The 12,898-nt window shown below is 64.2% G+C and carries 11 protein-coding genes; 1 reads left to right on the top strand and 10 read right to left on the bottom strand.

All coding sequences use genetic code 11. The features are described from left to right. Positions 1-53 precede the first annotated feature (53 nt). Positions 54-2,048 (bottom strand): transketolase, encoded by a 1,995-nt coding sequence (tkt, locus tag RE418_RS10170; protein WP_025304193.1) that lies wholly within the window; start codon positions 2,046-2,048, stop codon positions 54-56. A 238-nt stretch (positions 2,049-2,286) separates the two neighbouring features. Between tkt and RE418_RS10165 the strand changes: the two genes are divergently transcribed. After that, positions 2,287-3,039: a M48 family metallopeptidase gene (locus RE418_RS10165; protein ID WP_016930039.1), complete on the top strand. Its 753-nt coding sequence runs from the start codon at positions 2,287-2,289 to the stop codon at positions 3,037-3,039. A gap of 41 nt (positions 3,040-3,080) precedes the next feature. Here the strand turns inward: RE418_RS10165 and RE418_RS10160 are convergent, their stop codons facing one another. The 9 genes from RE418_RS10160 to RE418_RS10120 all read right to left on the bottom strand — a co-directional run bounded on the left by RE418_RS10160 (position 3,081) and on the right by RE418_RS10120 (position 12,801). Then, the gene (locus tag RE418_RS10160) at positions 3,081-4,721 is read right to left on the bottom strand and encodes a thiamine pyrophosphate-binding protein (protein WP_089181266.1); all 1,641 of its coding nucleotides are present in this window, start codon (positions 4,719-4,721) and stop codon (positions 3,081-3,083) included. A gap of 52 nt (positions 4,722-4,773) precedes the next feature. Continuing rightward, entirely contained in the window at positions 4,774-6,243 is a 1,470-nt protein-coding gene (locus RE418_RS10155; protein ID WP_025304195.1) for an aldehyde dehydrogenase, read from the bottom strand. A 16-nt stretch (positions 6,244-6,259) separates the two neighbouring features. Then, complete coding sequence (locus tag RE418_RS10150; protein ID WP_043141242.1) at positions 6,260-7,054, bottom strand: aspartate dehydrogenase; 795 nt, start codon at positions 7,052-7,054, stop codon at positions 6,260-6,262. Between the two features lie 15 nt (positions 7,055-7,069). Beyond that, positions 7,070-7,864 (bottom strand): SDR family oxidoreductase, encoded by a 795-nt coding sequence (locus RE418_RS10145; RefSeq protein ID WP_060434492.1) that lies wholly within the window; start codon positions 7,862-7,864, stop codon positions 7,070-7,072. Beyond that, entirely contained in the window at positions 7,861-8,679 is an 819-nt protein-coding gene (locus tag RE418_RS10140; protein ID WP_089181267.1) for an alpha/beta fold hydrolase, read from the bottom strand. The genes RE418_RS10145 and RE418_RS10140 overlap by 4 nt, the downstream gene beginning before the upstream one ends. Further along, positions 8,679-9,203 carry a cupin domain-containing protein gene (locus RE418_RS10135; RefSeq protein ID WP_004937634.1) on the bottom strand — a complete coding sequence of 175 codons (525 nt, stop codon included), beginning with the start codon at positions 9,201-9,203 and terminating at the stop codon, positions 8,679-8,681. The genes RE418_RS10140 and RE418_RS10135 overlap by 1 nt, the downstream gene beginning before the upstream one ends. Before the next feature lie 168 nt (positions 9,204-9,371). Further along, complete coding sequence (locus RE418_RS10130) at positions 9,372-10,628, bottom strand: MFS transporter (RefSeq protein ID WP_089181268.1); 1,257 nt, start codon at positions 10,626-10,628, stop codon at positions 9,372-9,374. A 23-nt stretch (positions 10,629-10,651) separates the two neighbouring features. Beyond that, complete coding sequence (locus tag RE418_RS10125) at positions 10,652-11,863, bottom strand: NAD(P)/FAD-dependent oxidoreductase (protein ID WP_025304200.1); 1,212 nt, start codon at positions 11,861-11,863, stop codon at positions 10,652-10,654. Then, positions 11,860-12,801: a VOC family protein gene (locus RE418_RS10120; protein WP_043141258.1), complete on the bottom strand. Its 942-nt coding sequence runs from the start codon at positions 12,799-12,801 to the stop codon at positions 11,860-11,862. Before RE418_RS10120 ends, RE418_RS10125 begins: the two co-directional genes overlap by 4 nt. Positions 12,802-12,898: the final 97 nt, after the last annotated feature.

Below are 12,898 nucleotides of genomic sequence, written 5' to 3'. Positions count from 1 at the left end.
ATAAAAAAGCCGGTCATAATGACCGGCTTTTTTATCGGCTTGCGCCCGGCCGCTTACTTCAGCAGCGCCTGCGCCTTGGCCACCACGTTGTCCACGGTGAAGCCGAACTCGGCGAACAGCTGCTCCGCCGGCGCCGACTCACCGAAGGTGGTCATGCCCACGATGGCGCCGTTCAGGCCCACGTACTTGTACCAGTAGTCCGCGATACCCGCTTCCACCGCCACGCGCGCCGTTACCGCCGCCGGCAGCACCGACTCGCGGTACGCCGCATCCTGCTTGTCGAACGCGTCGGTCGACGGCATCGACACCACGCGCACCTTGCGGCCCGCTGCGGTCAGCTTGTCCGCCGCTTCCACCGTGATACCCACTTCGGAGCCGGTGGCAATCAGGATGACGTCCGGCGTGCCCGCGCAGTCTTTCAGCACGTAGCCGCCGCGGTACACGTTCGCCAGCTGCTCTGCGCTGCGCGGCTGCTGGGTCAGGTTCTGGCGCGAGAACACCAGGGTGGTCGGGCCGTCGTTGCGCTCGATACCGTACTGCCACGCCACCGCCGATTCCACCTGGTCACACGGGCGCCAGGTGCTCATGTTCGGGGTCACGCGCAGGCTCGCCAGCTGCTCCACCGGCTGGTGGGTCGGGCCGTCTTCGCCCAGACCGATGGAGTCGTGGGTGTAGACGAACACGTTGCGCAGCTTCATCAGTGCCGCCATGCGCACCGCGTTGCGGGCGTATTCCACGAACATCAGGAAGGTCGCCGAGTACGGCAGGAAGCCGCCGTGCAGCGCGATGCCGTTGGTGATGGCGGTCATGCCGAACTCGCGCACGCCGTAATGAATGTAGTTGCCCGCCGGGTCAACGTTCAGCGCTTTCGAGCCGGACCACATGGTCAGGTTGCTCGGCGCCAGGTCGGCAGAGCCGCCCAGGAACTCCGGCAGCACCTTGCCGAACGCTTCCAGCGCGTTCTGCGACGCCTTGCGGCTGGCGATGTTGGCCGGGTTGGCCTGCAGTTTTTCCACGAACGCTTTGGCGTCGGCTTTCCAGTCGGCCGGCAGCTCGCCGTTCATGCGGCGCTTGAACTCGGCAGCCAGTTCCGGGAAGGCCTTGGCGTAGGCGGCGAACTTGTCGTTCCAGGCCGCTTCTTTGGCCTGACCGGCTTCTTTGGCGTCCCACTGGGCGTAGATGTCCTGCGGGATTTCAAAGGCGGCGTATTTCCAGCCCAGCGCTTCGCGGGTGGCGGCCACTTCGGCGGCGCCCAGCGCGGCACCGTGCACGTCATGGGTGCCGGCCTTGTTCGGCGAACCGAAGCCGATAACGGTCTTGCACATCAGCAGCGACGGCTTGTCGGTCACCTTGCGGGCTTCTTCAATCGCGGCCTTGATGGCGTCCGGGTTGTGGCCGTCGACGTTGCGCACCACGTGCCAGCCGTAGGCTTCGAAACGCAGGGCGGTGTCGTCGGTGAACCAGCCGTCGACGTGGCCGTCGATGGAGATGCCGTTGTCATCGTAGAAGGCGGTCAGCTTGCCGAGCTTGAGGGTGCCGGCCAGGGAGCAGACTTCGTGCGAGATACCTTCCATCATGCAGCCGTCGCCCATGAAGGCGTAGGTGTGGTGGTCGACGATGTCGTGGCCAGGGCGGTTGAACTGCGCCGCCAGGGTGCGTTCGGCGATGGCGAAGCCGACGGCGTTGGCGATACCCTGGCCCAGCGGACCGGTGGTGGTCTCAACGCCTGGGGTGTAGCCGTACTCCGGGTGCCCCGGGGTTTTGGAATGCAGCTGACGGAAGTTCTCCAGCTCGCGCATCGGCAGGTCGTAGCCGGTGAGGTGCAGGAGGCTGTAAATCAACATGGAGCCGTGGCCGTTGGAGAGCACGAAACGGTCGCGGTCAGCCCAGTGCGGGTTAGTCGGGTTGTGGTTGAGGTAGTCACGCCACAGGACTTCGGCGATGTCCGCCATGCCCATAGGGGCCCCCGGGTGGCCGGAATTTGCTTTTTGTACGGCGTCCATGCTGAGTGCGCGGATGGCGTTGGCAAGCTCTTTACGAGAGGACATGTTTTACTCCAGGTCGGATAAAAAAAGCAGTCAAGTTCCCTATTTTCTCAGACTCCACATCACAACGGCAATCCCTAATGCCAAATGAGAGCGAGTTCACCACTTATTAGCACGATTGGACGCTTTTTCGGAATAACACTATTCTCGCCTTAGCTGGCGTACACTAGGCTCTTGCGACAAGATTTCCTCAAAGCAAAATGACTCTTTTACCTTGTTACCTTCACAGGAAGATAGCGTTATGAAGATCCGTACCTCTTTGATTGCGTTGGGCATTGCCACCTTGGCAACCGGCTGTCAAAACCTGAATACCGAAACCTTGATGCAGTCCGGCGCGCAGGCGTTCCAGGCGGCGACCTTGAGCAACGACGACGTTAAGGCCCTGAGTGATAAATCCTGCGCCGAGATGGACAGCAAGGCACAAATCGCGCCGGCCGGCAGCACCTACGCCAAGCGTCTCAACAAAATCGCTGCGGCGCTGGGCGACAACATCAACGGCACCCCGGCCAACTATAAGGTTTACGTGACCAAAGACGTCAACGCCTGGGCGATGGCCAACGGCTGTATCCGCGTCTACAGCGGCCTGATGGACATGATGAACGACAACGAAGTGGAAGGCGTGCTGGGCCACGAAATGGGCCACGTGGCGCTGGGCCACACCCGTAAAGCGATGCAGGTGGCTTACGGCACCGTGGCGCTGCGCACCGCGGCGTCCTCCGCCGGCGGCGTCATCGGCTCGCTGTCGCAGTCGCAGTTGGCGGACATCGGCGAGAAGCTGGTCAGCGCCCAGTTCTCGCAGAAACAGGAAAGCGAAGCGGATGATTACTCGTTCGATCTGCTGAAAAAGCGCGGCATCGATCCGAACGGCCTGGCCACCAGCTTCGAAAAACTGGCCCAAATGGAAGCCGGCCGTCAGAGCAGCATGTTCGACGATCACCCGTCTTCCCAAGCGCGCGCGCAGCACATTCGCGATCGCATCGCGGCAGAGAAGTAACCACGAGAACGCCCGGCAACCGCCGGGCGTTTTTTATCGTCTCAATACAGCGTCTTCTGCGGCGGTCCGGCGAAAGTCAGCGGCCCGACCTGCTTCATGTCCACCTCGACCACCGACGGCCCCGGGTAGTTGATCGCCTCGGCCAATACGCCGTTGAACTGCGCCGCCGCCTCGACCTTCCAGGCTTTCAGCCCCATCGCTTCGGCTATTTGAGTAAAGGCCGGCGTATGCAGCTCGTTGTAATACTGGCGCCCGGCGAAATACTTGTCCTGAATGCCGCGCATCACGCCATAACCGCCGTCGTTCATGATCAGCAGGGTGATGTTCACCTGTTCCTGCGCCATGGTCGCCAGTTCCCCCAGGCCCAGCGCCAAACCGCCATCGCCCACCAGCCCCACCACCTTGCGCTGCGGGTTGGCGATCGCGGTGCCGATCGCCATCGGCAGCCCCATGCCGATAGCACCGGCCAGCGAGTGAATGTTGCACAGCGGCGAGATCGCGCGGAACAAACGGCTGCCCCAGACGCTGCCGGAAACGGTGATATCGCGCACCAGCAATCCATCCTGCGGCAACGCGGCGTCGATGGCGTCGTTGAGTTTGGCGTATTCGCCGGACTGCTGACGCAACGCGCTCTCCGCCTGCTGCACCGCCCCCGCGATCTCGGCATCCCACTCGGCGTTAACCTTCTCGCCGGTGCTCAGCCGCGCCGCCAGCGCGGCCAGCAGCGCCGCACAGTCGCCGTTGATCTGCTCATCGGCCAGGTAGTTGCGGTTGGCCGCCGCCGGATCGATGTCAATCTGCACCAGCGGGCGCGGCAGTGGCAGCGTCCAGGTGCGGGTTTCATTACTGCGCAGGCGCGAACCAGCCACCAGCGTCAGGTCGCACTGCGTCAGGATCGCCTCGATGCTCGGCGAGTTGTGGAACGCCCGCAGGCTGCGCGGATGGCTGTCCGGCAGAATGCCGCGCCCGTGGGTGCTGGAGATCACCGCCACGCCGGCGTCCGCCAGCTTGCGCACCGCGTCGCCGCAGGCCAAGGCGCCACCGCCTAACCACAGCAGCGGACGCTTGGCCTGTTTCAGCCGCTGATGCAGCCGCTCCACCGCCGCATCGTCCGCCTTCGGCAGCGGCGCCGGCGCCAACGCTTCGGTCAGCACCGAACGGGAAACCAGGCTACTTTGAATATCGATCGGGATCTCGACCGCCACCGGGCCACAGGGCACGGTTTGCGCATCCAGGATCGCCCGCTGGATCACCGCCACCGCCTGCTCCGGCGAATTGACCCGGTAAGCGCGCTTGGAGCAGGCGCGCAGGAAGCCGAGCTGATCGCGGGTTTCATGAATAAAACCGGCGTCGGCGTCCAGATAGGCTTTTTCCACCTGGCCGGTGATATGCAGCAGCGGCGTGTTGGCGTTGAGCGCCTCAATCATCGCCCCCACCGCGTTGCCCGCGCCGGCGCCGGTGCTGGTCAACGCCACGCCCAGGCCGGAGAAGCGCCCGTGCGCGTCGGCCATGGTGACCGCGCCCGCTTCGCCGCGCGCCGGCACGAAGCGAATTTTATCGCGCTGCCCCACCGCATCGGCGATCGGCAGATTATGAATCGAAATGATGCCGTACATCGCCGACACCGCGTACTGTTCCAGAGTCCGGGCTATCGCCTCGCCAACCGTGATTTTATCGCTCATCATCTGCCTTCTTAGGGTAGTCGTTATTAGGGTTATCCGTAGAGGTGTCGGCCTAGTCGCTCCAGCGGTTCACCTGATGGCTCAGCGCCAGATACACGCTTTTCTGCTGCATGTAGGCCTTGATGCCGTTCAGGCCCTTTTCGCGGCCCAGCCCGCTTTCCTTGAAACCGCCGAACGGTGTAGAAATCGAGAACGTTTTGTAGGTGTTGATCCAGACGGTGCCGGTTTCCAGCCGCTCCGCCAGCGCCATCGCCCGCGGGAAATCGCGGCTCCAGATGCCGGCCGCCAGGCCGTACACCGAGTCGTTGGCCTGTTCGATCAGCTGTTGCTCGTCGTCGAACGGCAGCGCCACCAGCACCGGGCCGAAGATCTCCTCCTGGCACACGCGGGCGTCATTGTTCAAGCCTTCAATAATGGTCGGCAGGTAATAGCTACCGCTCGCCAGTTGCGGATCGGCCGGCGCTTCGCCGCCGATGATCACCCGGCCACCCTCCTGCCGCGCCAGCGCCACGTAGTCCGCCACGCTTTGCCGATGTTTGGCGCTGATCAGCGGGCCGAGATGCACGCCCGGCACCAGCGGGTTGCCGATGCGCAGCCCCGCCGTCAGTTCGGTCAAGCGCGCCAGCAGCGGCTGATACAGCGAACGATGCACGAACAGCCGCGATCCGGCGATGCACGCCTGGCCGGCGGAGCTGAAAATGCCGTAGCAGATACCGCGCGCCGCCTGTTCCAGATCGGCGTCCTCCAGCACGATGGTCGGTGATTTGCCCCCCAGTTCCAACGAGGTGGGGATCAGCTTGTCGGCGGCGATATGCGCCAAATGGCGCCCGGTGCTGGTCCCACCGGTAAAGGAGATCTTTTTCACCCGCGGATGGCGCGCCAACGCCTCGCCGATCACCGAACCTTTGCCCGGCAGCACGCTGAGCAGCCCGGCAGGCAGGCCCGCCTGTTCGAACAGCTCGGCCAGCTTCAGCGCCATCAGCGGCGTGGCTTCGGCCGGTTTGAGCACCACCGCGTTGCCCGCCGCCAGCGCCGGCGCCACCTTCTGCATTTCACTGGCGATCGGTGAGTTCCACGGCGTGATGGCGGCGATCACCCCCATCGGCTGATACTGGCTGAGCGTCATCACCTCGGCGCTGCGCGGGGTCGGCAATTCGCCTTCCAACACTTCGCAGGCGGCGGCGAAGTAGCGCGCGGTCGCCGCTGCGCTGGCCACCAGCCCGCGGGTCTCCGCCAGCGGCTTGCCGTTGTCGCGGGTCTGCAGCTCGGCCAGCTGTTCCTGCTGCGCCAGGATCAGGTTGCTGACGCGGTAGAGGATCGAGGCGCGTTGGTGCGGCACCAACCCACGCCACTCCGGCGCGCGCCAGGCGCGTTCCGCTGCCTCCACCGCCTCATTCACGTCCTCGACGTTAGCGGCACGCAGCCGCGCGTTGACGCTGCCGTCGGCCGGGAATACCGAAGCCATCTCTTCGCCACGCCCTTCGCGCCAGCGTCCGGCGACAAAAATATTCAATCGTTCCATGCTCCGCTCCTGCCGTTCAGGCAATAAAACCGCCGTCCACCAGACGGCGGCAGGCTTGTACCGCGCTCAGCGCCGCCAGGGTTGATGTTTTGGGATTGCTCGCCAGCGGGGTGCCGCTCAGCTCGATGTGAAACTCGCCAAAATCGCCGCACACCTGCAGGCGATGGGTATTGCGTCGGGTGGCGGGATCGACCTGCAGGCGTACCCGGGTGGCGTCCATCCCCAGGCCGTTGAGCGCAATGGTGGCCGCCACGTTGGCATTAGCCGGGAACAAACGCGCCGCTTCACGCGCCGAACCTTCAAAAAACACCTGCGCTTCACTCACCGCATCGAGATCGATCAACTGTTCCGCCGGGCTGCCGCGCCAGCTGGCCGGGCTTTTACTGGCCTGATAGGTCACGCTCTCCAGCCCGCCTTCGCGCGCCGACGCCAGCCCGTCCATCCCCGCCACCGCGCCGGACAGCACGATCAGCTGCCCGTGATGGCGGCGGCAAACCTGCTGCAGCCGCTGTTGCAATGCGGCGTCCGCCAGCGCGCCGGTCGAGATCAGCGCCAGCGGCCAGCCGCGCTGCAGCACCGCTTCGCCAAACTCCGCCACTGCCTGCTGGCTGGCGCACTCCAGCACCAGATCCGGCTGCTGCGAACACTGCCCAGGATGGGCCAGCGCCTGCACCCGCCCGCCAAAAGCCTCGGCGATCGCCGCATGATGAGCTGCGCGCGCCAGGATCCAACCGACCTCCACGCCTTCCGGCAAACGGGCGATCACTTCCTTCGCCATCGCGCCGTAGCCAATCATCATGATCTTCTTCATCTTTTTCGGCCCCTGCTACACATGGCGGTTAAAGCCGCCGGAAACGTCCAGCGCCGCGCCGGTGGTAAAAGAAGCCAGCGGCGAAGCGAGGAACAGCAGCGCCTGCGCCGGCTCCTGCGGCTTGCCCAGGCGCTTCATCGGGATGCCGCGCCGTTCGGCGATCGCCGCCGTCCACTGCTCCCAACTTTGATCTTTATCGCTGCGATCGTCGAAACGGCGGCGCCACTGGCCCGACTCCACCATCCCCAGCAAGATCGAGTTAACGCGAATACCTTTGTCCACCAGCTCTTTCGATAGCGTCAGCGTCATGTTGAGCAGCGCGGCACGCGCCGCCGAGGTGGCGATCATGTGTTCTTCCGGCTGCAGCGCCAGCAGCGAGTTCACGCAGGTGATAGACGCGATCGCCGATCGTTCCAGCGCCGGTAAGAACGCCTGCACCGGATTGATCACGCCGAACAGCTTCAGCTCGGCCTCATGCAGCCAGGCCTCGCGCGGCGTCTGGTCAAAATGGGCGACGAAGCCCTGACCGGCGTTGTTGATCAGCAGATCCACGCCGCCGAAACGCGCCGTCACCTGAGCGGCGAACTGCGCCACCTGCTGTGCATCCAGCACGTCGCAGCGCAGCGCCAGGATCTCCGCCTGCGGGAAGTCCGCGCGCAGGCTGGCCTCCGCGCCGGCCAGTTTGTCCGGATCGCGGCCGCAGAACGCCACCTTCGCCCCTTCGGCCAGCAGCAGCTTCAGAGTTTCGAAACCGATGCCCGACGAGCCGCCGGTCACCACCGCCACCCGATCCTCAAGCTGAAAATTCATCGTTGGATTGCTCCCGTAAAATCCCGCAGATAGCGGTTGAAACACGCCGGCGCATCGAGGTAGCTGGCGTGACCGGCGGCGGCAATCAGACGCAGCGTCGCGTCTTGCTCACGCGCCAGCTCGGCCGCCTTCTCCGGCGGCGTAATGCGATCCTGTTCACCGCACCACACTTCCAGCGGGCCGCGATAGCGCGCCAGATAGCGGCCGATGTCGTCGTTAGCCAGCATCCAGGCGGCGCTCAGAAAACCGTCGGGATCGAGCTGTTGCATGCCGTTGCGCACCCAGGCGATGTCCTGCGGATCCGCCTCTTCATGCAGCAAGGCCGCCGCCCGCTGCTCGCCGTAGCCCACCGGCCCCAGCGTCTCCATCATCTGTTGGCGCTGGCCGTACACCTGCCGGCGTTTTTCCTCCGGCGCCGCGGCATAGCCCTGCGCCGGATCCGCCAACACCAGCCCACATAGCCCGTCCGGATAGCCGGCGGCGTAAGCGCTGCCGATCAGCGCCCCCAGTGAATGGCCGACGATCAGCGGCTGCGCCAGCTGCAGCTCAGCAATCAGCGCCGCCAACGCCGCCGCATAACCGGCGGCGTCAGCCTGCGGATCCGCCAACGGCAGGCTGCCGCCGTAGCCCGGTGCGTCCCACGCCAACAGACGATGACCGTCCGTCAGGCCGCTGTCGTTAAACTGCTTTATCCACGAGGCGGATCCGGAACTGATGCCGTGCAGCAACACCACCGGCCGCCCCTGCCCGGCCTCGCGCCAGCTCAGGGTGTACGCCCCGCAGCGCGCCCGTTGGCGTTGCGCCAGGCCGTTCATCAGTTGCGCTTCACTTTGGACAGCGGGTGATCCGCCGGATAGGTCGGGATCTCCGGCTTGGCGGTGCCGAGCATCACGCACATCAGCGCCTCTTCCTCGCCGTGGTTGAACAGGCCGCGGTACACGCCCGCCGGCACCGAGATCAGATCGCGCTCTTTCAGCCTGGTTTCGTAATACTCTTCACCATCCTGGATCATCAGCGTGATGCTGCCTTTCAGCATGAAGAACACTTCTTCCACGTCGTCGTGCAGGTGCAACGGGCCCTCGCACTTCGACGGCAGCACCATGGTGGAAAAGGTGAAGTTGCCCGCCGGAATGGTGTTGGCGTCGCTGGCCACGCCGGTGGCGCCGGTGCCGATATAGCGCATCTGCGCGCGGCGGTATTTCGGGTCAAAGTCGGCCTGGAATTTCAGCGCGTTCCAGTCGTATTTGCGGCCCTCGAAACGGGCGATGCGCGACTCTACCCAGTTTTCCATCGACAGATCCTGCGGCTTGACGCCGGCTTTGTTCTCAACCTGAGACATGTTGTCACTCCTCTGTTGAATCAAATGGTTATCCCCTTCGTCTTTCACGCTGTGGCGTTGTTGGCTGCATTCGTTCACACCAGTCACTTACCGCAGTAAGCTCCTGGAGACTCACGAACTTGCCGCCTAGCCACAGCATGAAATCCATTGGGCTTAGCAATTGTTAATTCAGTACTTTCTCAGCAACGGCAGCAGAATGAGGCAGCCGACGAACGCCATCACCACCAGGAACAGCAGGCCGTTATCCATATTGCCGGTGGCGGCGATCAACGCCCCCATCAGCACCGGCGCCAGCGCGCCGGCAAAATTGCCCAGTCCGTTGAAAATGCCGCCGGCGGTGGCGCTGACCTTGCTGCTGGTCGCCTTCGCCAACAGCGCGAAAATATTCGGCGCACCGGCGCCCCACATAAAGGTGCTGAAGGCCATGGCGGCGATCACGCTGTAGGTGCCCTGCAGGTGCAGCACCACCGCCAGGCCGAGGCCCGCGCCGCACAGCGACAGGAAGCAGGCCAGCGCGCGCCGATCCAGCTTGTCCGACAGCCAGGCGCCCAGCACTTCGCCGAGCAGCATGGCGATGAACGGCAGCGAAGAGAGGTAACCGGCATGCTCCAGATGAATGCCTTTGCCCTTGATCAGGTAGCTCGGCAACCAGCCGTTCATGCCCCACAGGTAGGTCAGGAAGGCGATATTGAACAGGCAAATCATCCAGAAATGCGGGCTGCGCAGCAGCTCGCGGCGGTGCTGTTTGCGTTCGGACACCGCCGGCTTGGCCGCCGCCGCCGGGCGCGAGACGTTCAGGTGGCGCATGCCGAACAGCACCAGCAACATCACCGGCAGCGTCAGAAACGCCATAAAGAAGAAGGTGGTCTGCCAGTCGAAGGTATTGAGGATGTACAGGGTGACCGGGAAGCCGAGCGCGGCCCCGAGCGGCGTGCCGAGCAGCCACAGCATGGTGGCGCGCGCCTGCAGCTGCGGCGGAAAGGCCTGACGAATAATGGCGTAGGCCATCGGCAACAGCGGCCCTTCGGCGATGCCGAGCAGAATGCGCAGCGTCATCATGGCGTGATAGGAACGCACCATCCCCATTAACACCATCAGCACGCCCCACACCACCATCATACCAATCAATACCTTGACCGGATTAAGCCGATCGCCGATGCCGCTGAGCAGCATCGAGGAGATGCCGTAGGAGAACAGAAACGCGCTCATCAGCAAGCCCAGCCGCGCCGGGTCAAAGCCGATCCCTAACGCCTGCTGAAACTCAGCGTCGGAAAACAGCGCCGCGATGCTGATCTTGTCGAAAAACGCCAGCAGCACGCAGGCAAACAGCGCGATCGGCACCGACCAGCGCACCCGCTGCTGCGGATTTTCGGCAACGGTTTCCCCCGCCCGTCCAGCGCGGGCGTCAATGTCTTGCGTAGTCATAAAACGCTCCCGAGGTTCGGGCGTTATTTCAACGCCATCAAAGAAAACTCCGCATCCGCCAGCTGCTGCGGATCCAGCACCCGGCCACTCGCCAGCCAACGCTTACCGAGCTTGATAGTGCGCGCGTCGTTGAACGCTACCATCTGCACCAGCTGCCGATCGGCGTTCAGCGTGAAGAACACCTGCGACTGCGGCGTGCGGCGCACCACATGGTGCACGCCGCCGCTCGGCACGCCGAGGATCTGGATATTGACGTCATATTGATCCGACCACAGCCAGGCCACGTCGTCATACGGAGCGGCAAAGGCGTCGAGCATCGCGCAGGCGGTGCTGATGGCCTGATTTTGCGCGTAGGCCCAGGACTGCAGGCACAGGCCAAGCGTCGGGTGGCGCGCCACGTCGCCGGCGGCGAAGATCGCCGGATGGCTGGTACGCCCTTGGCCGTCGACCACGATGCCGGACTCGATCGCCAGCCCGGCGCTGCGCGCCAGTTCGAGATTCAGCTCGACGCCGATCCCCACCACCACCAGATCGAAGACCTGCGGATCGCTGACTTCGCTGCCGATCCAGGCGGCGCCGTCGCGATCTTCCAGCGAGATCTCGCCGCAGCCACACAACACCGTAACGCCCTGCCGGCGATGCAGTTCGAGCAACGCCTGCGAGACATCGGCGCCGACGCTGCGCATGCATAGCGCGGGCTGGCGTTCAAACACCGTCACCTCGGCGCCGAGACGGCGCGCAGAAGCGGCGATCTCCAGCCCGATCCAACCGCCGCCGACGATCGCCAGACGGCGGCAACCTTGCAGGCCCTGCCGCAACCGAGCCGCATCGTCCCAGGAACGCAGCGTCATCACGCGCGGATGCTGCGCCCAGGCGGCGCCCGGCACACGCGGCCGCCCGCCAGTGGCGATCAGCAACTGCTCGAACTGCAGCCGTTGCCCGTCGCTGAGCGTGACGATTTGCTGTTCAGCGTCGATGGACTCGGCGCGCAGCGGGCGACGCCAGTCGATATTCAGCTCCGCCACCGCCTGTTCGCTGAACAGCCGACTGAGGGGAGCCGCGGCATCCAGCAGCGCCGCTTTCGACAGCGGCGGCCGCTCGTAAAAATCGTAGGGCTCGTCGCTGACCACCGTCAGCCGGCCGCTGTAACCGCGGTCGCGCAGCGTCTTGGCCGCCCAGCCGCCGGCCTGGCCGCCGCCGACGATGACAATGCCCGTCTGTTCTGGCCGGTTCATAACGCTTGCGCCTTTTTATGCTGGCGGCGCGTATCGTGATCGATGCCGCCCTCTACCGCCCATTCGGTGAAGGAGACCAGCGAATGCTCCAGCTCGCGCGGCTGCCAGTTTTCCGTCAGATAATCGTCGTTGGTGTAATACTCGAACGCACCGCCGGTCGGGCTGTTGACGTACCAGAAATAGGCCGAGGAAATCGGGTGGCGGCCAGGGCCGATAAAGGTGCTCCACTGCTCTTTGTTCATGGCGATGCCGCCGCCGATCACTTCATGGATATCGCGCACGGTGAACGCCACATGGTTCAGGCCGCGTGGGCGGTTAGGCAGCTTCAGCAGGAACAGGTTATGGTGGCCGCCGCGCGCCTGGGTGCGCAGGAAGACGGCGCGATCGATATAGCGATCGGAAACCTGGAAATCCAACAGCTCGCGATAGAAACGCTCGGTCGCCGCCAGATCTTCAACGAAGAACACTACGTGGCCAATATTGATCGGTTGCGCCTGCGAATAGACCGGGCTGGGTTGATCGATGCGGCGCACGTCGCCCCATTGGTTGATCGGCGTGACCGGCACCTCAACCGCCTGCTGGCGGCTGACGACGAAGCGCAGCGTCATGCCGTTGGGATCGAGGCATTCCAGCTCTTCTCCCACCTGACGGAAGCCGGGCATCAACGCCAAACGCGGCTGCAGGCGCGCCAGATCGGCGGGTGAGCCCACGCCCCAGGTCATGCGGCGCAGGGTAGAACCGCCTTCAAACGCCGCAGGCAGCGCCGCGCTTTGCAACGGGTGCAGGACAACCTGCGCCCCGCTCAGGGTGGTGAATTCGCGCTGCGGTTCGCCCCAATGTTGCGTGGCGGGCTGCAGGCCGAAGTCTTGCATGAATTTTTCGCAGGTTGGCAGATCTTCGACGCCAAATTCCAGTTTTTCGATTCCGATTACGCTCATTGTTCAGCCTCACGTTCTCGCTGCATACGGTTTTCAGGCATGAGTGACCCCCGGCCCCTGTTTGCTGTGGGCCTTATCCCTGCCTGAGTGAAAGAGT

The sequence above is a fragment of the Serratia sp. szju genome (assembly GCF_044594185.1).
GTDB lineage: Bacteria > Pseudomonadota > Gammaproteobacteria > Enterobacterales > Enterobacteriaceae > Serratia > Serratia bockelmannii.
The sequence above is the reverse complement of the archived record's forward strand: the minus strand, read 5'-3'. Positions and strand labels throughout refer to the sequence as shown.

Coding starts and splice junctions, on each gene's coding strand:
- RE418_RS10145 (WP_060434492.1), bottom strand. CDS start 7,864: ATGAATTTTCAGCTTGAGGATCGGGTGGCGGTGGTGACCGGCGGCTCG.
- tkt (WP_025304193.1), bottom strand. CDS start 2,048: ATGTCCTCTCGTAAAGAGCTTGCCAACGCCATCCGCGCACTCAGCATG.
- RE418_RS10160 (WP_089181266.1), bottom strand. CDS start 4,721: ATGAGCGATAAAATCACGGTTGGCGAGGCGATAGCCCGGACTCTGGAA.
- RE418_RS10150 (WP_043141242.1), bottom strand. CDS start 7,054: ATGAAGAAGATCATGATGATTGGCTACGGCGCGATGGCGAAGGAAGTG.
- RE418_RS10155 (WP_025304195.1), bottom strand. CDS start 6,243: ATGGAACGATTGAATATTTTTGTCGCCGGACGCTGGCGCGAAGGGCGT.
- RE418_RS10135 (WP_004937634.1), bottom strand. CDS start 9,203: ATGTCTCAGGTTGAGAACAAAGCCGGCGTCAAGCCGCAGGATCTGTCG.
- RE418_RS10130 (WP_089181268.1), bottom strand. CDS start 10,628: ATGACTACGCAAGACATTGACGCCCGCGCTGGACGGGCGGGGGAAACC.
- RE418_RS10165 (WP_016930039.1), top strand. CDS start 2,287: ATGAAGATCCGTACCTCTTTGATTGCGTTGGGCATTGCCACCTTGGCA.
- RE418_RS10125 (WP_025304200.1), bottom strand. CDS start 11,863: ATGAACCGGCCAGAACAGACGGGCATTGTCATCGTCGGCGGCGGCCAG.
- RE418_RS10140 (WP_089181267.1), bottom strand. CDS start 8,679: ATGAACGGCCTGGCGCAACGCCAACGGGCGCGCTGCGGGGCGTACACC.
- RE418_RS10120 (WP_043141258.1), bottom strand. CDS start 12,801: ATGAGCGTAATCGGAATCGAAAAACTGGAATTTGGCGTCGAAGATCTG.